The sequence below is a fragment of the Paenibacillus baekrokdamisoli genome, from assembly GCF_003945345.1.
GTDB classification, from domain to species: domain Bacteria; phylum Bacillota; class Bacilli; order Paenibacillales; family Paenibacillaceae; genus Paenibacillus_Z; species Paenibacillus_Z baekrokdamisoli.
Map to the genome: position 1 here is coordinate 6,027,950 of NZ_AP019308.1, position 20,996 is coordinate 6,048,945.

Genomic DNA, 20,996 nt, shown 5'->3' on the forward strand with positions numbered 1-20,996 from the left:
GATTAATAATCCCATGCAGAGTGGAACCGCGTTCTTACGCCTCTGTAGCCTTTGGGCTGCAGGGGCTTTTGTTATTTCCTAGCCGAACGAGAAATCCAGATGGACGGGCGAGTATTGCTCCAAGCAGGGAGATCGTCATTCAAGGATGTGGAGCTCGATTGTGGAAGTTTGAGAGGAGTCTTGACCATGTTTCATCATTTAAAATCCGATATACAGACAGTGATTGATAATGACCCTGCCGCTCGGAATAAATTTGAAGTGGTATTCACGTACTCTGGACTTCATGCCATATGGGCACACCGTGTTGCACATTATTTTTATAAGCGACGGTGGTATACGATCGCTAGAATAATCTCGCAGGTGAGCCGATTCTTCACGGGAATTGAAATTCATCCGGGCGCAACGATCGGTGAAGGTCTTTTTATTGATCATGGTATGGGTGTCGTCATCGGAGAAACATGCGAAATCGGGAATAATGTCGTGATTTATCAAGGTGTGACCCTTGGTGGGACGGGAAAAGAACGTGGTAAACGGCATCCTACCATCGGGAACAATGTTGTTATCGGTTCTGGATCGAAGGTTCTTGGATCGTTTGAAGTTGGAGATAATGTAAATATCGGCTCTAATTCTGTGGTGCTGCGTGAGGTTCCACCGAATAGTACAGTTGTCGGTAATCCTGGTCGCATCGTGAAGCGTAATGGGGAACGAGTAGGTGATCGTCTAGATCATACGAAGCTGCCCGATCCCGTTATCGAGATGCTGCGCGCCATGCAGAAAGAAATTGTAGATCTGAGAGCGGATCTGGAACAAGTGCGCGAAGAACGTCTTGAGCAGGATGCCGAGCTGCAGCGGCAAGAGCTAATCGAATCAGATGAGGAAAATAAGCAGACCATAGCTGGAGGGGAAACTAGAAAATGAGCCTGCGCATTTATAATACAATGACTCGTGAGAAAGAAGAATTTATACCGCTTGAGTCAGGTAAAGTAAAGATGTACGTATGTGGACCGACAGTCTACGATTATATCCATATTGGGAATGCACGACCGGTTATTTTCTTTGATGTCGTACGTCGCTATTTGGAGTCGACCGGCTATCAAGTGGAGTATGTTGTCAATTTCACAGATGTCGATGACAAGCTCATTCGTAAGGCTGAACAGTTAGATACAACGGTTCCAGAAGTTGCAGAACGATTCATTCAAGCCTTCAATACCAATATCGAAGCACTCGGTGTTCATAAAGCTACCTTGAACCCGCGTGTAACGGAGAATATACCGGAAATTATATCGTTCATTCAAGAGTTAGTTGATAAAGATTATGCCTATGAGAATGGCGGAGATGTTTTCTTCCGCACGAATAAATTCACTGATTATGGGAAGCTATCGCATCAGAATATGGATGAACTGCAGCTTGGTATCCGTATTGGGGTTGATGTGCGTAAAGAGAATGGCCAAGACTTCGTGCTGTGGAAAGCGGCTAAGCCCGGAGAGATTTTCTGGGAAAGTCCATGGGGAGCGGGGCGTCCGGGCTGGCATATTGAATGTTCAGCGATGGCTCGCAAGTATTTAGGAGAAACTCTGGATATTCATGGAGGCGGACATGATCTCCAATTCCCTCATCATGAATGCGAAGTAGCCCAATCCGAATCGCTATCTGGCAAGCCGCTAGCGCGATATTGGATGCACAATGGATATATCCATATTAATAATGAGAAAATGTCCAAATCCTTGGGGAACGGAATTACTGTAAATGAGATGATCAAGCGAATCAAGCCTGCTGTCATTCGTTACTTCATGCTTTCTGCTCATTATCGCAGTCCAATTAATTTCAGTGATGAAACGATTGCTCAAGCGGAGAATAGCATTGAACGCGTAATGAATTGCTTAGTTAACCTACAGCATCGTTTAACGGTTGCTATAAGTGAGGCAGATGAGGAGACCGTGGCTCTTCGTGGAAGAGTGGAAGCGATCAAGGAACAATTTCACGCGAAGATGGATGACGACTTTAATACACCAGATGCCATAACTGCTTTATTCGATCTCGTAAGTGAGGCGAATCAACATTTGCAAAGACCTGTTGTATCAGCAGAAAGCTTACATTTATTAATTAATGCCTTTGAATCTTTTGATCAGGTGCTAGGCCTTCTCCCAGAGAAGCAGAGCGAGGGCCTGTTGGATGCGGATGTTGATGCCCTCATCGCAGAGCGTGTGGAAGCTCGAATAACGAAGAACTGGGCGCGTGCCGATGAGATTCGTGACCAATTAGCCGAGCAAGGTATTGTTCTGGAGGATACGCCGCAAGGCATGCGGTGGAGACGCAAATGATGGAGAACATGGAAGAAGGCTGGTGGATTCATACACCGACTAAGGCACCCCATCTACTAAATCCAGTTGTACTGGCCTACATTGGGGATTCGGTATTTGAATTGCTTGTAAGGCAATATTTAGTCAGTCAACCGAATCATAAACTCCATCATTTGCATAAGCATGCCACTCAATTTGTGTCTGCCAAAGCACAGTGTGCGTTACTAGAAAAGTGGCAGCCATTTTTAACCGAAGAAGAGAAAGATATAGCCAAGCGCGGAAGGAATGCGAAGTCGGGTACACCGCCCAAAAATGCGGATACGGCAGACTACCGACAAGCGACCGCTCTTGAGTGTTTGGTTGGATATTTATATTATGCCAAGCGAAGTGAACGGCTGCGTGAGTTAATGGCCATCGCTTTCAACGAATTAACTGAGGGCGAAGAACCCATCAAGGAGGAAGACAGATGAGTGAGTTTGAGCATGACCATGACCAGGATTCACAAGAATGGATTGCAGGTAAACACCCGGTCATGGAGGCACTGCGCTCCGGACGTGAAATAAATAAGATCTGGATAGCCGAGCAGATGCAAAAAAATGCAGCTCAGCTTATTGTTGCCGAAGCGAAGAAGGCGGGAATTATTGTACAGTTCGCGGATAAACGCAAGCTGGATCAAATGGTGAATGATGTTTCTCATCAAGGCGTTATCGCACAAGCTGCTGCATACCGCTATTATGAATTAGATGAAATTTTAGAACGTGCTCGGGAGAATGGTGAAGTTCCCTTTCTGCTGCTGCTTGATGAAATTGAAGATCCGCATAACTTAGGTTCGATCCTGCGAACTGCGGAATGTACGGGGGTGCATGGCGTAATTATTCCCAAGCGCCGTTCGGCATCTCTAACCGCAACGGTTGCTAAAACATCCGCAGGTGCGGTTGAATACGTTCCAGTCGCCCGGATTACGAATATGGCACAAACGATCGACAAGCTCAAAGAAGCGGGGATTTGGATTGCGGGAGCTGATGTAGGTGCAACACAGGATGTGTTCGCGTCTAAAACAAGCTTTGATATGCCGCTTGCCGTCGTCATTGGGAATGAGGCAAAGGGAATTGGCCGATTAATTCGGGAGAAATGTGATTTTCTCATTAAACTACCTATGAATGGACGGCTGAATTCACTAAATGCTTCTGTTGCAGCAGGTGTTCTCATGTATGAAGTGGTGCGCCAGCGCCTAAATCGCTAACCATGCGGCGCCGTGAAGATGTACTGCTTGTCGATGGCTACAATGTGATTGGTGCATGGTCGATGCTTTCGTCCCTTCGAGATAGTAGTCTAGAAGATGCACGAGATCTTCTGCTGGAAATGCTGGCTGATTATCAAGGCTTTACCGGTATGGAGGTTATCGTTGTTTTTGACGCGCATCAAGTGCCTGGTATTGGCTCCACCTTTAATCAGTATCGCGTGTCGGTTGTTTACACGAAGGAGAAGGAAACGGCTGATGCTTGCATTGAACGTCTTTCATCTGAGCTTGCTCTGCGCAGCCGAGACCTTTATGTTGCGACCTCTGATTTAGTAGAGCAGCATGTAGCTTTCGGCAATGGTGCACTGCGCATCTCGGCGAGGGAACTACTCATTAATATCCAGCAAAATCGTAAAGAGATTGAACGAACACTTGATTATGGATCAAAGGTTCGCAATGAGCTGGACAATAACCTGAGCATGGATGTCAAAACAAAGCTCGAGAGATGGCGAAGAGGTCAAAAATGAGGGTTTTGATATCTTTGATGGGGCGTTACTTTACCTTACATTAAGTGAACATCAAACGGGGTTAAATTCCATTTTTGCTAGATTATCAAAGAACCTTCGACATGAACTTGATTGACTCTTCAAGGTTACATAATGTATACTGAGTCTATGTTTCTTTTGGAGGAACGGTAAATGTAGCTTGTTTCTATGATTTGAACAAGTGATTGGTAACTAGGATTTATTTTAGTTTTGCGCAATGCACGCCTTTCGAGCCGGAGGGATTGTTCGTGAGCATCGACCTCAGAGAATGGAAAACGCTGGACTTTGACTGCAGAACGGACGAAGACATTGTAGAAGCGGTTCGTGAAGGTGAAAGTGAAGCGCTGGAATATTTGATTAATAAATACAAGAATTTTGTCCGTGCTAAAGCGCGTTCCTATTTCTTAATTGGGGCCGATCGCGAGGATATCGTTCAAGAAGGTATGATAGGGTTATATAAAGCGATAAGAGATTTCAGGGGAGATAAGCTTGCGTCATTCAAGGCGTTTGCAGAGCTTTGCATAACGCGTCAAATAATTACTGCTATTAAGACGGCGACGCGTCAGAAGCATATACCACTTAATTCTTATGTATCGTTGGACAAGCCTATCTACGACGAAGACTCCGACCGTACGCTGCTTGACGTTATCTGTGGAACGAGAGTTTCAGATCCAGAAGAGTTGATTATTAATCAAGAAGAATTCATTGGTCTTGAAGATAAAATGTCTGAGATTTTGAGCGATTTGGAGCGGAAAGTTCTGATGCTCTATCTAGACGGTCGTTCCTATCAAGAAATAGCGGTGGATTTAGATCGTCATGTCAAGTCAATCGACAATGCTTTACAGCGTGTTAAACGCAAACTCGAGCGTTATCTTGAATTACGCAATATTACCAATTAAATTTGCAAATAGGAGAGCCTACTGGCTCTTTTTTTATGAGCTCTATTTCTTTTTATTAATTCCAACTCTAGTGGTTTGAAAGAAAAATGGTTTGGCAATAATAAACGAAGCGAGCTGTCGGGTTTCGCCTTTTTGATTTGCAAAGACTAGCCAAGTTTGTGAGAGTGAATTACCAACTAATAGTTAGGTATTCAGAGTAGTTATTCGTTGACACTCCCTATCGCTTATGATAAAGTGTTTTAGGTAGCCCTAAATTAGGTCTTTTTTATGATGGGTACTGAATCAGGCGAGTTCCACATACAACGCTTCAAACTTTTTTTATTTATGGTTGTTCGGGAGGTGTACAGCAATGCGGGTAATTATTACTCTGGCTTGCACAAACTGCAAACAAAGAAACTATGCTTCAAGCAAGAATAAACGGAATCACCCAGACCGCATCGAGATGAAGAAGTTCTGTAAGTATTGTAACGAGCATACTCCTCATCGCGAAACTAGATAGGTCAATTGGAGGTGTGGACGTGGCATTTTTAGCTAAACTGAAGCAAAGCTTCGGATCGACGTTTTCCTTCTTTACCGACAGCTTCGCAGAATTGAAGAAAGTCCGTTGGCCAAGCCGTAAAGAGTTGACAAGCTATACTCTCGTCGTAATGGTGACGATTATAGCGGTAACTGTCTACTTTTGGGTGCTTGACATTGGAATTTCCGCATTGGTCGAACTGATTGTTTAAGAAGGGGCCAAGGGTGGCTTGTTATGGAAAAAGAGATGGAAAAAAGATGGTACGTTGTCCATACCTACTCTGGGTATGAGAACAAAGTAAAAGCGAATTTAGAGAAGCGCGTTGAATCAATGGGCATGGAGGATAAGATTTTCCGTGTGCTCGTTCCGATGGAAGAAGAAGTGGTAAACAAAGACGGTAAGCAAAAAATCGTCATGCGTAAAGTTTATCCCGGCTACGTCCTCGTAGAAATGGTTCAAACCGATGACTCTTGGTATGTTGTTCGCAATACACCGGGTGTAACTGGCTTTGTCGGTTCGACAGGTTCAGGCTCGAAACCAACTCCACTGCTGCCTGATGAAGTGGAAGGAATCTTGCGTCACATGGGTATTGATGAACCGAAACCGAAAATCGAATTCGATTTACGGGAAACCGTTCGCGTTAAAGTTGGACCATTCGCTAATTTTGTCGGCACTGTAGAAGAGATTCTACTCGACAAGAGCAAGCTGAAGGTTCATGTTAACATGTTTGGCAGAGAGACGCCGCTTGAACTCGATTACACGCAAGTGGAAAAGATTTAACGGTTTCGATATCTGTCTAGCAGCATGAAATTGTCATGTCGATTCAACATCATGACAAAGTGGATTACTCTGGCAAGGAGGTGTGCAACATGGCAAAGAAAGTCATTAAAATGGTAAAACTGCAAGTTAATGCAGGGAAAGCGAATCCGGCTCCGCCGATCGGTCCTGCACTAGGTCAAGCTGGTGTCAACATCATGGCGTTCTGTAAAGAGTTTAACGCTCGTACAGCCGATCAAGTTGGTTTGATTATTCCAGTTGAGATCACAGTATTTGAAGATCGTTCATTCACATTTATCACAAAGACTCCACCGGCTGCTGTTCTTCTTCGTGTAGCTGCGAAGATTGAAAAAGGTTCGGGTGAGCCTAACAAGAAAAAAGTTGCTACAGTTAAACGTGCAACAGTACGTGAAATCGCTGAGCAAAAAATGCCTGACCTTAACGCAGCTTCTGTTGAAGCAGCAATGCGCATGGTTGAAGGTACAGCGCGCAGCATGGGCGTAGTAATCGAAGACTAATTTGATTACCGTTACGGTGTTGTAGGGCACGCCAGATGGCGTTGTCTGACTGAGAGGATCTTTGGGTTCGCTCAGGTGGGAGGATCTCCAGCAATGGAGGGTTTTCCGTTAAAACCACACAAGGAGGAGAATATCCATGGCTAAAAGAGGTAAAAAATATCAAGATGCTGTTAAGCTGATTGATAGCGAAGCTACTTACGAATCTCTAGAAGCAATTGAGCTTGTTAAGAAAGCATCCACTGCAAAATTCGACGAAACAGTTGAAGTTGCGGTTCGTCTGGGTGTAGACCCTAAGAAACAAGATCAAGCGGTTCGTGGCGTAGTTGTACTTCCGCATGGTACTGGTAAAACAAAACGCGTACTCGTTTTTGCAAAAGGTGACAAAGCCAAAGAAGCAGAAGCAGCAGGCGCAGATTATGTTGGCGATGCTGACGTAATCGCTAAAATTCAACAAGGCTGGTTCGACTTCGACGTTTGTGTTGCTACTCCGGACATGATGGCTGAAGTTGGTAAACTGGGTCGTATTCTCGGTGGTAAAGGTCTCATGCCGAATCCGAAAGCGGGTACTGTAACGTTTGACGTTACAAAAGCCGTGCAAGAGATCAAAGCCGGTAAGATCGAGTACCGTCTTGATAGAGCAGGTCAAATCCATGCACCAATCGGTAAAGTATCGTTTGATGCAGACAAGCTGAACGAGAACCTTCGTACTCTGGTAGATGCACTAAACCGTGCTAAACCGGCAGCAGCTAAAGGGGTTTACTTGAAAAACATCGCCGTTTCCTCAACGATGGGCCCTAGTGCTCGTCTTAACGTTTCTGTATATCGTTAAGAGGACGGAATTAACAATCGAATATGCATACCGTAGACAGTAGGTGCCAGGTCATCTGGCTTAATTTCCTACCGAGGTGTTATGATAAACGTGTTTGTGCGCTTTTGCCTTAAGGCTGGAGTGATTTACGGACCATCATGGCCTTCGCATTGTCTGCGGAGGCCTTTCTCATGCACTTAGGAGAAAGTAATCCGCCGCTAGAAACGGGATGTCTAGAACATTACGGGAGGTGTACATTATGGCAAACGCAAAAATCATCCAAGGTAAAGAGCAAGCTGTAACTGAAATTTCGTCAAAACTTCGCGAAAGCTCATGCACAGTTGTAGCTGATTACCGTGGACTAAACGTGAAGCAAGTTACTGAGCTCCGTAAACAATTGCGCGATGCGAACATTGAGTTTCAAGTTTTGAAAAACTCCTTGATTCGTCGTGCAACTGCGAATGCTGATCTCACAGCTCTTGATGCTGTTCTTACAGGTCCTACTGCTGTTGCTTTCAGTAAAGAGGATGCTGTTGGTCCAGCTAAAATTTTGGCTGACTTCGCTAAAAAGAATGACGCTTTGAAATTGAAAGGCGGCGTTGTTGGAGGCCAAGTATTTAACGCGGAAGAAATCAAAGCGTTGGCGGATCTACCGTCACGCGAAGGTTTGCTCTCCATGCTCCTCAGCGTGCTTCAAGCGCCTATGCGCAACTTCGCCCTTGCTGTTAAAGCAGTGGCTGAGAAACAAGAAGCATAAGAAGATGTTTCACTTTTTAACGAACACAATGAAAACAAATAATAAAACAAACTATTGGAGGTTTATCTCATGAGTAAAGAACAAATCTTGGAAGCCATTAAAGGCATGAACGTTCTTGAATTGAACGATCTAGTTAAAGCAATCGAAGAAGAATTCGGCGTTACAGCAGCAGCACCAGTTGCAGCTGGCGGCGGCGCAGCAGCAGCAGTAGTTGAAGAGCAATCTGAATTTGACGTAATCTTGGTAAGTGCTGGCGCTTCCAAAATCAACGTTATCAAAGCTGTTCGCGAAATCACAGGTCTTGGCCTGAAAGAAGCGAAAGATGTTGTTGATGGCGCTCCTAAAGCAATCAAAGAAAAAATTGCTAAAGAAGAAGCAGATTCTATCAAAGCTAAACTTGAAGAAGCAGGCGCTTCTGTAGAAGTTAAGTAATAGATAGTTACCTAGCATAGCGACGAACCCCTTGAGGCGCAAGCTTCAAGGGGTTCGCTTTATTGTGAAGACGGCTGTACAAAAAGCCTCGAAGTCTGTTTTTCGAAACAGTCGCATGATTAACTTTTAGGAGGGGATATGATGTCTGAGCACTACTACACGCGTAGCCCTGAGGTTAAGCGTGATCGACAACAAATTGAAACAACACTTCGTGGTTATGAACTGCGTTTTATGACAGATGCTGGCGTTTTCTCTAAAACTGGTGTTGATTATGGAAGTCGGGTTCTAATTGAGGCGATTGATTTAGATCGTGGTGCCCAAGTGCTTGATGTCGGTTGCGGCTATGGGCCTATTGGAATTACAGCAGCGAAACTAGCTTCAGAAGGTCATGTGACTATGATTGATATCAATGAACGTGCCATCGAACTGGCTTTAGAGAATTCGAAACGCAATGGGGTAACCAATGTTTCGGTTTTGCAAAGTGATCTTTTCGAACGCGTTAGAGATCAGAGTTTTGACGTGATTATTACTAACCCACCTATTCGCGCAGGTAAAGAAATTGTGCATCGAATCTTTGAAGAAGGCGAGAAGCTGCTGCGACCTGGAGGCTTCATGTGGGTGGTCATTCAAAAGAAACAAGGTGCACCATCAGCGCTTACTAAGCTTGAATCGCTATTTGAAGAAGTCGAAGAAGTCACGAAAGACAAGGGATACCGAATATTTCGAGCATGCAAGTAGGAATATGGAAAAAGCAATATTTTGTTGACTTGGTTTTGTCGATGTGTTATCATTATAAAATGTCAGTATTAAAATGGGCTCAATCTCTTTAGTCAACTAAAATGTCAAGCGGTTTTTTAACTCTTCAGAAATGCCAATTATTTTCTGGAATAGAAAAAGTCAGTTTGACGTATAATGTTTACATTTTGGGCAAAATTACTTGATATGAGACTTTAGTGGTTGATAGATCGCTAAGGTGTGATTGACAGAAACATGCTCTTTTTTCGAGTTATCGATAAGGGCTTTTCTTTATTGAATCAGAATTTGCCTGCTGCACATTCTGATTTCGTGAATAAAAGATCGTTCACTTTCTGTGAAGCAGACATGAGGGGTGAGGTTAAGTTGGCAGGACAACTTGTTCAGTATGGGCGTCGTACGCGTAGAAGTTATGCGCGCATCCGCGAGGTGCTTGAAGTTCCGAACCTGATTGAAATCCAACAAAAGTCGTACGAGAAATTTTTGGAGAAGGACTTACTAGAACTTTTCCAAGATATCTCGCCGATTCAGGATTTTACAGGTAATTTGATGCTTGAGTTCATTGATTATTCGCTCGGAGAGCCGAAATATTCAGTCGATGAATCGAAAGAACGTGACGTAACCTACGCAGCGCCGCTGCGAGTAAAGGTTCGGCTCATCAATAAGGAAACCGGCGAAGTGAAAGAGCAAGAAGTGTTCATGGGCGATTTTCCACTGATGACCGAAACAGGCACCTTTATAATTAATGGTGCGGAACGGGTTATTGTAAGCCAATTGGTTCGCTCACCTAGCGTCTACTTTAGCACGAAAGTGGACAAAAACGGGAAGAAAAATTATACGGCTACAGTAATACCAAACCGTGGTGCTTGGCTAGAGCTTGAAACTGATGCGAAGGACATTATCTATGTCCGTATCGATCGGACTCGGAAAATACCGGTGACGGTTCTTCTTCGTGCGCTTGGCTTTGGTACTGATGCGGAAATATTGGATTTGCTTGGGCATGACGAATATATTCGCAATACGTTAGATAAAGACAATACGGATTCTACGGAGAAAGCGCTCATCGAAATCTATGAACGTCTTCGTCCAGGTGAACCACCAACGCTTGACAATGCAAAGAGTTTGCTAGTTGCACGCTTCTTTGACCCGAAACGATATGATTTGGCGAATGTCGGACGTTATAAAATAAACAAAAAGCTTCATATTAAGAACCGTTTGTTCAACCAAAAGCTAGCTGAAACGCTTGTGGATCCTTCTACAGGGGAAATTCTAGCAGAAGCTGGTCAAATGATTGATCGTAGACTTCTGGATGAGCTTATCCCTTATTTAGAGAATAACGTTGGTTTCAAAACTTACCATGTAGCTAATGGTGTGCTTGATGCTGATAGTATTCCTCTACAAACCATAAGTGTATTCTCGCCTCTTGATGAAAGTAAAGTGATTAAAGTAATTGCTAATGGCGTCATTGATAAAGGTGTGAAGCATATCACTCCTGCCGATATCATTTCATCCATCAACTACTTTATTGATTTACTTCATGGCGTTGGAAGCACGGACGATATTGACCATCTTGGTAACCGCCGTCTTCGTTCAGTTGGTGAATTGCTGCAGAATCAATTCCGTATTGGTTTGTCTCGGATGGAACGCGTAGTTCGTGAACGTATGTCTATTCAAGATGCTAATGCCATTACTCCTCAAGCGCTTATTAATATTCGACCTGTTATTGCGTCGATTAAAGAGTTCTTTGGTTCCTCACAACTATCTCAGTTTATGGACCAAACGAATCCGCTTGCTGAACTTACACATAAACGTCGTCTATCTGCACTAGGACCCGGTGGTTTGACACGGGAACGCGCTGGTTTCGAGGTGCGTGACGTTCATAACTCTCACTACGGCCGTATGTGCCCGATTGAGACGCCTGAGGGACCGAATATCGGTTTGATCAACTCCTTGTCTACCTTTGCTCGTATTAACGAGTATGGCTTTATAGAAGCGCCTTACCGTTGGGTTGATCCTAAGACAGGTATTGTAACGGAGCAAATCGCATATTTGACTGCGGATGAAGAAGATAACTATGTTATCGCACAAGCGAACGCGAAGTTGACGAAGGATAGTAAATTCGTTGAAGATTCTGAAATCGTTCGTTATAACAAGCAGGCCGATAACATTTTAACAATGCCTACCGAGCGTGTTGATTATATGGACGTTTCACCGAAACAGGTTGTTTCAGTCGCGACGGCGCTTATTCCCTTCCTAGAGAATGATGACTCTAACCGTGCGCTTATGGGTTCTAACATGCAGCGTCAGGCAGTTCCGCTTCTCATACCGAAGGCACCTTTGGTTGGTACGGGTATGGAGCATAAGTCTGCAAAAGATTCTGGTGTATGTATTGTTGCCAAATATGACGGAATTATCGAACGTGTTTCGGCAAATGAAATATGGCTTCGCCGCGTTGAGATTATCGATGGTAAACCGGTCACAGGTGACTTGGTTAAGCAAAAACTGCACAAGTTTATGCGTTCTAACCAAGGTACTTGTATCAACCAAAGGCCGCTTTGCCGTAAAGGTGATCAAGTACGTAAAGGCGATATCCTTGCTGATGGTCCTTCCACAGAAATGGGTGAACTAGCTCTTGGTCGTAACGTTGTCGTGGCATTCATGACATGGGAAGGTTACAACTATGAGGATGCGATCCTATTAAGTGAGAAGTTGGTTAAAGAGGATGTATACACTTCTATTCATATTGAAGAATATGAATCAGAAGCTCGTGATACGAAACTTGGACCAGAAGAAATCACACGTGATATTCCGAACGTGGGTGAAGAAGCTCTTCGCAACTTGGATGAGCGTGGTATTATCCGTGTAGGCGCCGAGATTAGTGCTGGAGACATCCTTGTTGGTAAAGTAACGCCTAAAGGTGTAACAGAACTAACAGCTGAAGAACGTCTCTTACATGCCATCTTTGGTGAGAAAGCTCGTGAGGTTCGCGATACAAGCCTTCGTGTACCACATGGTACAGATGGTATTGTCGTTGACGTCAAAGTGTTTACTCGTGAGAACGGTGATGAACTGCCACCAGGCGTTAATCAACTCGTTCGTGCTTATATTGCTCAAAAACGTAAGATCTCCGAAGGGGATAAAATGGCTGGACGCCATGGTAACAAAGGGGTTATCGCCCGCATCCTTCCGGAAGAAGATATGCCGTTCCTTCCAGACGGTACGCCAGTAGAGGTTGTACTTAACCCGCTTGGTGTTCCTTCGCGGATGAACATTGGTCAAGTGCTTGAGGTCCATCTTGGTATGGCTTGTAAACATCTCGGTATTCATGCTGCTACTCCGGTATTCGATGGAGCGCGTGAGTATGATGTGTTTAACTCCATGGAAGAAGCAGGCATGCAGCGTAATGGTAAGACCGTTCTCTATGATGGTCGGTCAGGTGAAGAATTCGAACGTGAAGTTACAGTTGGTGTCATGTACATGATCAAACTGGCACACATGGTCGATGATAAAATCCATGCCCGTTCAACAGGTCCTTACTCGCTCGTTACTCAGCAGCCGTTGGGTGGTAAAGCGCAGTTCGGTGGACAGCGTTTCGGTGAGATGGAAGTTTGGGCGCTTGAGGCATACGGAGCAGCCTATACGCTGCAGGAAATTCTGACCGTTAAATCCGATGATGTTGTCGGACGTGTCAAAACGTACGAGTCCATCGTTAAAGGCGAGAACGTTCCAGAACCAGGTGTTCCTGAATCGTTCAAGGTTCTAATTAAAGAGCTTCAAAGCTTGGGTATGGACGTTAAAATCCTATCTGAGAACGAAGAAGAGATCGAGATGAAAGAAATCGACGATGAGGATGATGGAGCTAACGATAAGCTCAACCTTAATCTCGAAGGATCTGAAGTCGGCGTCGAATAACACTTTTAAGCAGCTTTAACCAGTTTTACGTTCGCCGTTCCGCCTTCACGGACGGAATTCAGCCGGTAAGCTTCACTTAGGTGAAGCCCGGTCTGGAACGGCGCTAAATATAGCAAGACACAAGTGAACCATGACGAAGGAGGGTTGCTCCTTGTTGGACGTGAACAACTTCGAGTATATGAAGATTGGTTTGGCATCTCCGGATAAAATCCGCTCGTGGTCCCGCGGAGAAGTGAAGAAACCGGAAACGATCAACTACAGGACGCTGAAACCGGAGAAAGAAGGCCTGTTTTGCGAAAAAATCTTCGGACCGACAAAGGACTGGGAGTGTCATTGCGGCAAGTATAAACGCGTGCGTTATAAAGGCGTAGTTTGTGATCGCTGTGGTGTTGAAGTAACTCGTGCTAAAGTCCGTCGCGAACGGATGGGGCATATTGAGCTTGCTGCTCCTGTATCGCATATTTGGTACTTTAAAGGTATTCCGAGCCGCATGGGTCTTGCACTGGACATGTCGCCTCGTTCGCTGGAAGAGATTATTTATTTTGCATCTTATGTTGTTACGGATCCAGGGGATACGCCGCTTGAGAAAAAGCAGCTATTGTCGGAGAAGGAATATCGCAGCTACCGGGAGAAGTACGGCTACGGCTTCCATGCTGGCATGGGTGCAGAAGCAGTGAAGAAGCTTCTTCAAGATATTGATGTAGAACGCGAGCTTGAGACGTTGAAAGAAGATCTTCGTACGGCTCAAGGACAACGTCGTAATCGCGCGATTAAACGACTCGAGGTCATAGAAGCATTCCGTAACTCTGGTAATATGCCAGAATGGATGATTCTTGATGTTCTACCGGTTATCCCTCCTGAGCTGCGCCCAATGGTACAACTCGATGGTGGCCGTTTTGCAACGTCTGACCTTAATGATCTATATCGTCGTGTTATTAACCGGAACAATCGTTTGAAGCGACTCCTTGATCTTGGCGCACCTGATATTATCGTGCAAAATGAGAAACGGATGCTTCAAGAAGCAGTTGATGCTCTTATCGATAACGGACGCCGTGGTCGTCCGGTAACAGGTCCTGGTAACCGTCCGCTTAAATCCCTCAGCCATATGCTGAAAGGTAAGCAAGGACGTTTCCGTCAGAACTTACTTGGTAAACGTGTTGACTACTCTGGTCGTTCCGTTATCGTAGTAGGACCTAGCCTCAAAATGTACCAATGTGGTCTTCCTAAAGAAATGGCGCTTGAACTTTTCAAGCCTTTCGTTATGAAGGAGCTTGTAAATAAAGGACTCGCGCATAATATTAAGAGCGCTAAACGCAAAGTTGAACGTGTAAGCCCAGAGGTTTGGGACGTTCTTGAAGAAGTTATTAAGGAGCATCCGGTTCTTTTGAACCGTGCACCAACTCTTCATAGACTGGGTATCCAAGCATTTGAGCCGATCCTTGTTGAGGGACGCGCAATCAAATTGCATCCGCTCGTATGTACAGCATATAATGCCGATTTCGATGGTGACCAAATGGCCGTTCACGTACCATTGTCTGCAGAAGCACAAGCTGAAGCTAGACTATTGATGCTTGCATCGGGTAACATTTTGAACCCGAAAGACGGTAAACCGGTTGTCACGCCTTCACAGGATATGGTCTTAGGAAGCTTCTACTTGACGATGGATAATAAAGAGGCTAAAGGTAGTGGATCGGTATTTAGTACCGTTAACGAAGCGATTTCTGCGTATCAACGTGGTATCGTATCCCTACATGCTCGTATATTTATCCCGGTTAAGGTATTGAATAAGACAATCTTTACGGAAGCTCAACAGAAGTCGCTTATTTCCACAACTGTAGGAAAAGTGATATTCAATGAGATTTATCCAGAAGATTTCCCTTACATCAATGAGCCTACTAAAGTTAACCTTTTGCAAGGAACGCCGGATAGATATTTCGTACACGAAAAAGGTGCCGATCTTGAGAAGTTCTTGGATGAAGTACCACAAATGGGCGGAGTCGGTAAAGAATATCTCGGTTTAATTATTGCTGAGTGTTTCCGTAAATACCACACCACCAAAACATCCATTATGCTTGATAAAATCAAACAGCTTGGTTTTACCTACTCAACTCGTGCAGGTATTACGATTGCCGTATCCGACGTTATCGTACCGCCTGAGAAGGTTGAAATTCTCAGGGAATCGGAAGATAAGGTTAAAGTCGTTTCAAACCAATATCGTAGAGGTTTGATCACGAATGAAGAACGTTATGACCGTGTTATTGAAATCTGGAGCAAAACGAAAGATTCCATTACGGATATCCTCATGAAATCGATGGATCGTTATAATTCCATCATGCTCATGGTTGATTCCAAAGCGCGGGGTAACAAATCACAGATTACTCAACTTGGTGGTATGCGTGGTCTGATGGCCAATCCATCCGGTCGTATTATTGAATTGCCAATCAAATCGAACTTCCGTGAAGGCCTCACTGTACTCGAGTACTTTATCTCGACGCATGGTGCTCGTAAAGGTCTTGCCGATACAGCGCTCCGTACAGCCGATTCAGGGTACCTGACTCGTCGTCTGGTTGACGTTGCGCAGGATGTAATCGTTCGTGAAGATGATTGTGGAACAGACAAAGGATTCTCTGTAAGCAAAATTCAAGACGGTAAAGAGGTAATTGAAGATCTATACGACCGTATTGAAGGCCGCTACTCCTTTGAAACAGTTCGCAATCCGAAGACAGGCGAGATCATTTTGCATCGTAACCAGCTTATTGATTCCAATAAAGCTGAAGAAGTTATTGATGCTGGCGTTGAGAAACTGCAGATTCGTTCTGTCCTTAGCTGTCGTGCGCGTCACGGTGTTTGTAAAATTTGTTACGGCCGTAACCTTGCAACAGGTAAGTTTGTAGAGATCGGAGAAGCAGTTGGTATTATCGCAGCTCAATCGATCGGTGAACCAGGAACGCAGCTTACGATGCGTACTTTCCATACCGGTGGTGTAGCTGGAGACGATATCACACAAGGTTTGCCGCGTATTCAAGAGCTCTTCGAGGCTCGTAATCCTAAAGGTCAGGCGATTATTTCAGAGCTTGATGGTGTTATTAAAGACATCAGAGAAACGAAAGATCGTCGTGAAATTGAAGTTCAGGGTGAAGCGGAATCGAAAGTATATGCGGTTACCTATGGTTCGCGTATCCGTGTTACGAAAGGTAAGCATATTGAAGCCGGCGATGAACTGACAGATGGTTCGATCGATCCTAAAGATATGCTTCGCATCAAAGGAATTCGAGGCGTGCAGAACTATATTCTACAAGAGGTTCAGCGCGTTTATCGTAACCAAGGGGTAGAAATCAACGATAAGCATATTGAAGTTATGATCAAACAAATGCTTCGTAAAATACGTATCGTTGAAGCAGGCGATACGGCACTTCTACCAGGTGCGTTCGTAGATATCCATGAATACGAAGCTAATAACCGTGAAGCTATTCTAGCTGGCAAAGAGCCTGCTGTCGCAAAACCAGTCTTGCTTGGTATTACGAAAGCATCGCTCGAAACCGATTCATTCCTTTCTGCAGCATCCTTCCAGGAGACAACACGTGTTCTTACGGATGCAGCAATTAAAGGAAAGGTTGACCAATTGCTTGGCTTGAAAGAGAATGTTATCATCGGTAAGCTAATTCCAGCTGGTACAGGAATGCAGCGTTACCGTGGTATCAAGCTTTCAGGTGCTGGAATGGATGATTATGCAGTTGCAGCTGAAGAACAGCAAGAAGCGGTAACTGTAACAGTAGAGTAAATCAACCATTTATTCACAACTATAGCTGTGAGACATGCTGCAAAGAGTGAATGTACGCTGTCCTATAAAGGCGTCCATCGCTCTTTGCATGTCACGCAGTTAGATCAAATACAAGATTATCATACGTAGTAGTTACAAAATTGCTTGACATATGACTGGGCTAGATGCTAATATGTCGAAGTGTGCCTAATTGCAAAGCCCCTGCATTGATCCTAATCAGAACTTTTATCTACTTATAAGATTGAGTTTTGAATTGGTATAAAAGGATGGGATTGCATGCAATTTGTTATCGGTAGTAAACAGACGACAAAGATGGTAGGGCAAGGTAAAGCCATTGAAGTCTATGTTGCACAAGATACAGATCAGCGATTGAAGGACAATATTGTTCGACTTTGCACAGCGGCGAACGTTCCAATCTCATGGATTGAAACAATGAAGATTCTTGGGGAAACCTGTGGAATTGAAGTCGGAGCTGCAATGGCGGCAGTGGTATTACCGGAAATTGAATAAGGGAATATCGTTTTTACCGAGAGAAGGACGCGGTAGGAACTTTCATTTGTTTCTTTATGAACCGCCTGGATCTGTGGGCTTAAATAGCCAGTATTTCTAGATACGTTTAATAATGAAGGAAGGGGGTGGCAACATGCCAACAATTAACCAGCTGGTCCGTAAAGGCCGCGAAGCGAAAGTCGTTAAATCGAAATCGCCAGCATTGCAAAGAGGATTCAACGCGCTGAAACGTGAGGAAACAAACCTGAGCGCTCCACAAAAACGTGGGGTTTGCACACGTGTAGGCACGATGACGCCGAAGAAACCGAACTCCGCATTGCGGAAATATGCACGTGTTCGTTTAACAAACCGTGTTGAGGTAACTGCTTATATCGGAGGTATTGGTCACAACTTGCAAGAGCATAGCGTGGTATTGGTACGTGGAGGCCGGGTAAAAGATCTTCCGGGTGTACGCTATCATATCGTTCGCGGTGCGCTTGATACTGCAGGTGTGAACAACCGTAAACAAGCTCGTTCCAAATACGGAACTAAACGTCCTAAAGTTAAAAAATAAGAGACATAATTAAATTTGATTATTGTCTTTCAAAACAAAGTTAATACTAGAAGAAAGGGGGACTTCCTCATGCCACGCAAAGGTCCAGTAACAAAACGCGATGTTTTGCCAGATCCGATTTATAGCAGCAAACTGGTTACTCGCTTGATCAACCGTATTATGATCGACGGTAAACGCGGTGTAGCAGCGACGATTTTGTACGATGCGTTCACACTTATCAATGAACGTACAGGTAAAGATCCGATGGAAGTTTTTGAAGTAGCAATTAAGAATATTATGCCTGTGCTTGAAGTTAAAGCACGTCGTGTCGGTGGTTCGAACTATCAAGTACCGATCGAAGTTAAACCTGAGCGCCGTACAGCGCTTGGTCTCCGTTGGCTCGTGAATTACTCACGTAACCGCGGTGAGAAAACGATGGAAGAGCGTTTGGCTGCCGAGATTATCGACGCATCCAATAACACTGGCTCATCGGTTAAGAAACGCGAAGATACACATAAAATGGCTGAAGCGAATAAAGCATTCGCTCACTACCGTTGGTAGAATTCGCATAATCGAAAGGAGACGAGATTATGGCAAGAGAGTTCTCCTTGAATAATACACGTAATATCGGGATCATGGCGCATATTGATGCGGGTAAAACAACCACGACTGAGCGGATCCTGTTCTATACAGGCCGTACCCACAAAATCGGAGAAGTGCATGAAGGTGCAGCAACGATGGACTGGATGGAGCAGGAACAGGAGCGCGGAATTACAATTACTTCCGCTGCAACTACTGCTCAATGGAATGGTCACCGCATTAATATCATCGACACCCCGGGACACGTTGACTTCACAGTTGAAGTTGAACGTTCCCTACGTGTATTGGACGGGGCCGTTGGGGTATTCAGTGCTAAAGAAGGCGTAGAACCACAATCCGAAACGGTTTGGCGTCAAGCTGACCGTTATAATGTTCCACGGATCGCATACGTTAACAAAATGGACATCATCGGTGCAGACTTTTTGAATGTAATCAAAGACATGCGCTCACGTCTACAAGCTAACGCAGTTGCAATTCAACTTCCGATTGGTGCTGAGAATGACTTTTTGGGCGTAATTGACTTGATCGAACGAGTTGCTTACACCTATAAAGATGATCTCGGAAAAGATCCGGAAAAAATTGAAATCCCAGAACAATATAAAGCACAAGTTGAAGAACTCCGCTTAGAACTAATCGAGAAAGTTGCTGAGCTTGATGAAGAGCTCACAATGAAATATCTCGAGGGTGAAGAGATTACTGTAGCAGAGATTAAAGCAGTATTGCGTAAAGGTGTCTGCGAAGTAAAAATCTTCCCGGTTATTTGTGGATCATCATACCGTAACAAAGGCGTTCAAATGATGCTTGATGCAGTTGTTGATTATCTGCCAGCTCCTATTGACGTTCCAGCTATCAAGGGTACTCTTGATGATGGTACAGAGACAGAGCGTCCATCTTCAGACACAGAGCCGTTCGCGGCACTTGCATTCAAAATCATGACGGATCCTTATGTTGGTAAGTTGACATTCTTCCGTGTGTACTCTGGTGTTCTCCAAGCTGGTTCGTACGTGCTTAACTCTTCTAAGGGTAAACGCGAACGTATCGGTCGGATTCTCCAAATGCATGCTAACACTCGTCAAGAGATTGCTATTGTTTACTCCGGAGATATCGCGGCTGCAGTTGGTCTTAAAGATACAATAACAGGCGATACGCTTTGCGATGAGAAAGCTCCAGTAATTCTTGAATCCATGAACTTCCCTGATCCGGTTATTTCGGTTGCTATTGAGCCGAAAACAAAAGCCGATCAAGATAAGCTTGGAATCGCGATCTCCAAACTGGCTGAAGAAGATCCTACGTTCCGTGCACATACAGATGAAGAAACCAACCAAACTATTATTTCTGGTATGGGTGAGCTTCACCTTGAGGTCCTCGTTGACCGTATGCGTCGTGAATTCAAAGTCGAAACAAACGTTGGTAAGCCACAAGTAGCTTATCGTGAAACGTTCCGTACGCCTGCGAAAGTCGAAGGAAAATTCGTTCGTCAATCTGGTGGCCGTGGTCAATTCGGACATTGTTGGGTTGAATTCTCACCTCAAGAAGCAGGTACAGGCTTTATATTTGAGAATAAAACTGTCGGTGGATCCATTCCACGGGAATTTATTGCTCCAATTCAAGCAGGTATTGAAGAGTCAATGAAGAATGGTGTTATTGCAGGCTTCCCGCTTGTTGACATCAAAGCAGTTGTTGTTGATGGATCTTATCATGACGTTGACTCCTCGGAGATGGCGTTCAAAATTGCTGGATCGATGGCACTTAAAGCAGCTAAGGAGAAATGTAATCCTGTACTGCTTGAGCCTATCATGAAGGTAGAAGTAACGGTTCCTGAAGAGTACATGGGCGATGTAATGGGTATGCTTAACTCCCGTCGTGGTCGTATCGAAGGTATGGATTCGCGCGCAGGTGCGCAAATCATTCGTGCTAAGGTACCTCTATCCGAGATGTTTGGATATTCAACAACACTTCGTTCAGGTACACAAGGCCGCGGTACATTCTCCATGGAGCTTTCGCACTATGATGAAGTACCGAAGTCGATTTCTGAAGAAATCATTGCAAAATCAAAAGGCGATTCTTAATCGAACGCTTCCCACAACTTGGTTTAACTTAAGTTGTACTTTGGTC

General features: G+C 44.5%; 20 protein-coding genes and 1 other annotated feature. All 20 genes read left to right on the forward strand.

All coding sequences use genetic code 11. The annotated features are described in order from the left end of the window. The first annotated feature begins 186 nt into the window (after window positions 1-186). Entirely contained in the window at window positions 187-918 is a 732-nt protein-coding gene (cysE, locus tag EKN16_RS26395; RefSeq protein ID WP_125663864.1) for a serine O-acetyltransferase, read from the forward strand. Further along, window positions 915-2,321 (forward strand): cysteine--tRNA ligase, encoded by a 1,407-nt coding sequence (cysS, locus tag EKN16_RS26400; protein WP_125663866.1) that lies wholly within the window; start codon window positions 915-917, stop codon window positions 2,319-2,321. The genes cysE and cysS overlap by 4 nt, the downstream gene beginning before the upstream one ends. Further along, window positions 2,318-2,770 carry a Mini-ribonuclease 3 gene (locus EKN16_RS26405; RefSeq protein ID WP_125663868.1) on the forward strand — a complete coding sequence of 151 codons (453 nt, stop codon included), beginning with the start codon at window positions 2,318-2,320 and terminating at the stop codon, window positions 2,768-2,770. The genes cysS and EKN16_RS26405 overlap by 4 nt, the downstream gene beginning before the upstream one ends. Then, a complete protein-coding gene (rlmB, locus tag EKN16_RS26410; protein ID WP_125663870.1) occupies window positions 2,767-3,543 on the forward strand; it encodes a 23S rRNA (guanosine(2251)-2'-O)-methyltransferase RlmB in 777 nt (258 codons plus the stop codon). The genes EKN16_RS26405 and rlmB overlap by 4 nt, the downstream gene beginning before the upstream one ends. A 2-nt stretch (window positions 3,544-3,545) precedes the next feature. Then, a complete protein-coding gene (locus tag EKN16_RS26415; RefSeq protein WP_125663872.1) occupies window positions 3,546-4,067 on the forward strand; it encodes an NYN domain-containing protein in 522 nt (173 codons plus the stop codon). A 266-nt stretch (window positions 4,068-4,333) separates the two neighbouring features. Then, complete coding sequence (gene sigH, locus EKN16_RS26420; RefSeq protein ID WP_125663874.1) at window positions 4,334-4,984, forward strand: RNA polymerase sporulation sigma factor SigH; 651 nt, start codon at window positions 4,334-4,336, stop codon at window positions 4,982-4,984. Between the two features lie 349 nt (window positions 4,985-5,333). Continuing rightward, the gene (gene rpmG / locus EKN16_RS26425) at window positions 5,334-5,483 is read left to right on the forward strand and encodes a 50S ribosomal protein L33 (RefSeq protein WP_090583192.1); all 150 of its coding nucleotides are present in this window, start codon (window positions 5,334-5,336) and stop codon (window positions 5,481-5,483) included. Window positions 5,484-5,502: 19 nt separating this feature from the next. Beyond that, window positions 5,503-5,712 carry a preprotein translocase subunit SecE gene (secE, locus tag EKN16_RS26430; protein ID WP_125663876.1) on the forward strand — a complete coding sequence of 70 codons (210 nt, stop codon included), beginning with the start codon at window positions 5,503-5,505 and terminating at the stop codon, window positions 5,710-5,712. A gap of 35 nt (window positions 5,713-5,747) precedes the next feature. After that, window positions 5,748-6,281 carry a transcription termination/antitermination protein NusG gene (gene nusG, locus EKN16_RS26435; RefSeq protein WP_125666707.1) on the forward strand — a complete coding sequence of 178 codons (534 nt, stop codon included), beginning with the start codon at window positions 5,748-5,750 and terminating at the stop codon, window positions 6,279-6,281. 89 nt (window positions 6,282-6,370) lie between these two features. Then, window positions 6,371-6,796: a 50S ribosomal protein L11 gene (gene rplK, locus EKN16_RS26440; protein WP_125663878.1), complete on the forward strand. Its 426-nt coding sequence runs from the start codon at window positions 6,371-6,373 to the stop codon at window positions 6,794-6,796. A 136-nt stretch (window positions 6,797-6,932) separates the two neighbouring features. Beyond that, complete coding sequence (rplA, locus tag EKN16_RS26445) at window positions 6,933-7,625, forward strand: 50S ribosomal protein L1 (RefSeq protein ID WP_125663880.1); 693 nt, start codon at window positions 6,933-6,935, stop codon at window positions 7,623-7,625. Between the two features lie 12 nt (window positions 7,626-7,637). After that, window positions 7,638-7,804: a sequence feature (ribosomal protein L10 leader region), on the forward strand. 59 nt (window positions 7,805-7,863) lie between these two features. Beyond that, the gene (rplJ, locus tag EKN16_RS26450) at window positions 7,864-8,361 is read left to right on the forward strand and encodes a 50S ribosomal protein L10 (protein WP_125663882.1); all 498 of its coding nucleotides are present in this window, start codon (window positions 7,864-7,866) and stop codon (window positions 8,359-8,361) included. A gap of 69 nt (window positions 8,362-8,430) precedes the next feature. Continuing rightward, window positions 8,431-8,793 (forward strand): 50S ribosomal protein L7/L12, encoded by a 363-nt coding sequence (rplL, locus tag EKN16_RS26455; protein ID WP_125663884.1) that lies wholly within the window; start codon window positions 8,431-8,433, stop codon window positions 8,791-8,793. 141 nt (window positions 8,794-8,934) lie between these two features. Further along, a complete protein-coding gene (locus EKN16_RS26460) occupies window positions 8,935-9,531 on the forward strand; it encodes a class I SAM-dependent methyltransferase (protein ID WP_179955647.1) in 597 nt (198 codons plus the stop codon). A gap of 363 nt (window positions 9,532-9,894) precedes the next feature. Next, window positions 9,895-13,458: a DNA-directed RNA polymerase subunit beta gene (gene rpoB, locus EKN16_RS26465; RefSeq protein WP_125666710.1), complete on the forward strand. Its 3,564-nt coding sequence runs from the start codon at window positions 9,895-9,897 to the stop codon at window positions 13,456-13,458. A gap of 178 nt (window positions 13,459-13,636) precedes the next feature. Continuing rightward, window positions 13,637-17,239 carry a DNA-directed RNA polymerase subunit beta' gene (rpoC, locus tag EKN16_RS26470; protein WP_408636409.1) on the forward strand — a complete coding sequence of 1,201 codons (3,603 nt, stop codon included), beginning with the start codon at window positions 13,637-13,639 and terminating at the stop codon, window positions 17,237-17,239. A gap of 276 nt (window positions 17,240-17,515) precedes the next feature. Next, window positions 17,516-17,749, forward strand: coding sequence for a ribosomal L7Ae/L30e/S12e/Gadd45 family protein (locus EKN16_RS26475; protein WP_125663890.1), 234 nt, complete (start codon window positions 17,516-17,518; stop codon window positions 17,747-17,749). 133 nt (window positions 17,750-17,882) lie between these two features. Next, window positions 17,883-18,302: a 30S ribosomal protein S12 gene (gene rpsL, locus EKN16_RS26480; RefSeq protein ID WP_125663892.1), complete on the forward strand. Its 420-nt coding sequence runs from the start codon at window positions 17,883-17,885 to the stop codon at window positions 18,300-18,302. 69 nt (window positions 18,303-18,371) lie between these two features. Beyond that, window positions 18,372-18,842, forward strand: a complete 471-nt coding sequence (rpsG, locus tag EKN16_RS26485) for a 30S ribosomal protein S7 (RefSeq protein WP_125663894.1) — start codon at window positions 18,372-18,374, stop codon at window positions 18,840-18,842. 29 nt (window positions 18,843-18,871) lie between these two features. After that, window positions 18,872-20,950 carry an elongation factor G gene (gene fusA / locus EKN16_RS26490; RefSeq protein ID WP_125663896.1) on the forward strand — a complete coding sequence of 693 codons (2,079 nt, stop codon included), beginning with the start codon at window positions 18,872-18,874 and terminating at the stop codon, window positions 20,948-20,950. Window positions 20,951-20,996 lie beyond the last annotated feature (46 nt).

Coding starts and splice junctions, on each gene's coding strand:
- rplA (WP_125663880.1), top strand. CDS start 6,933: ATGGCTAAAAGAGGTAAAAAATATCAAGATGCTGTTAAGCTGATTGAT.
- rlmB (WP_125663870.1), top strand. CDS start 2,767: ATGAGTGAGTTTGAGCATGACCATGACCAGGATTCACAAGAATGGATT.
- cysE (WP_125663864.1), top strand. CDS start 187: ATGTTTCATCATTTAAAATCCGATATACAGACAGTGATTGATAATGAC.
- EKN16_RS26415 (WP_125663872.1), top strand. CDS start 3,546: ATGCGGCGCCGTGAAGATGTACTGCTTGTCGATGGCTACAATGTGATT.
- EKN16_RS26460 (WP_179955647.1), top strand. CDS start 8,935: ATGTCTGAGCACTACTACACGCGTAGCCCTGAGGTTAAGCGTGATCGA.
- nusG (WP_125666707.1), top strand. CDS start 5,748: ATGGAAAAAAGATGGTACGTTGTCCATACCTACTCTGGGTATGAGAAC.
- rplJ (WP_125663882.1), top strand. CDS start 7,864: ATGGCAAACGCAAAAATCATCCAAGGTAAAGAGCAAGCTGTAACTGAA.
- EKN16_RS26475 (WP_125663890.1), top strand. CDS start 17,516: ATGCAATTTGTTATCGGTAGTAAACAGACGACAAAGATGGTAGGGCAA.
- rpmG (WP_090583192.1), top strand. CDS start 5,334: ATGCGGGTAATTATTACTCTGGCTTGCACAAACTGCAAACAAAGAAAC.
- rplL (WP_125663884.1), top strand. CDS start 8,431: ATGAGTAAAGAACAAATCTTGGAAGCCATTAAAGGCATGAACGTTCTT.
- rpoC (WP_408636409.1), top strand. CDS start 13,637: ATGAAGATTGGTTTGGCATCTCCGGATAAAATCCGCTCGTGGTCCCGC.
- rpsL (WP_125663892.1), top strand. CDS start 17,883: ATGCCAACAATTAACCAGCTGGTCCGTAAAGGCCGCGAAGCGAAAGTC.
- rpsG (WP_125663894.1), top strand. CDS start 18,372: ATGCCACGCAAAGGTCCAGTAACAAAACGCGATGTTTTGCCAGATCCG.
- fusA (WP_125663896.1), top strand. CDS start 18,872: ATGGCAAGAGAGTTCTCCTTGAATAATACACGTAATATCGGGATCATG.
- EKN16_RS26405 (WP_125663868.1), top strand. CDS start 2,318: ATGATGGAGAACATGGAAGAAGGCTGGTGGATTCATACACCGACTAAG.
- rpoB (WP_125666710.1), top strand. CDS start 9,895: ATGAGGGGTGAGGTTAAGTTGGCAGGACAACTTGTTCAGTATGGGCGT.
- rplK (WP_125663878.1), top strand. CDS start 6,371: ATGGCAAAGAAAGTCATTAAAATGGTAAAACTGCAAGTTAATGCAGGG.
- cysS (WP_125663866.1), top strand. CDS start 915: ATGAGCCTGCGCATTTATAATACAATGACTCGTGAGAAAGAAGAATTT.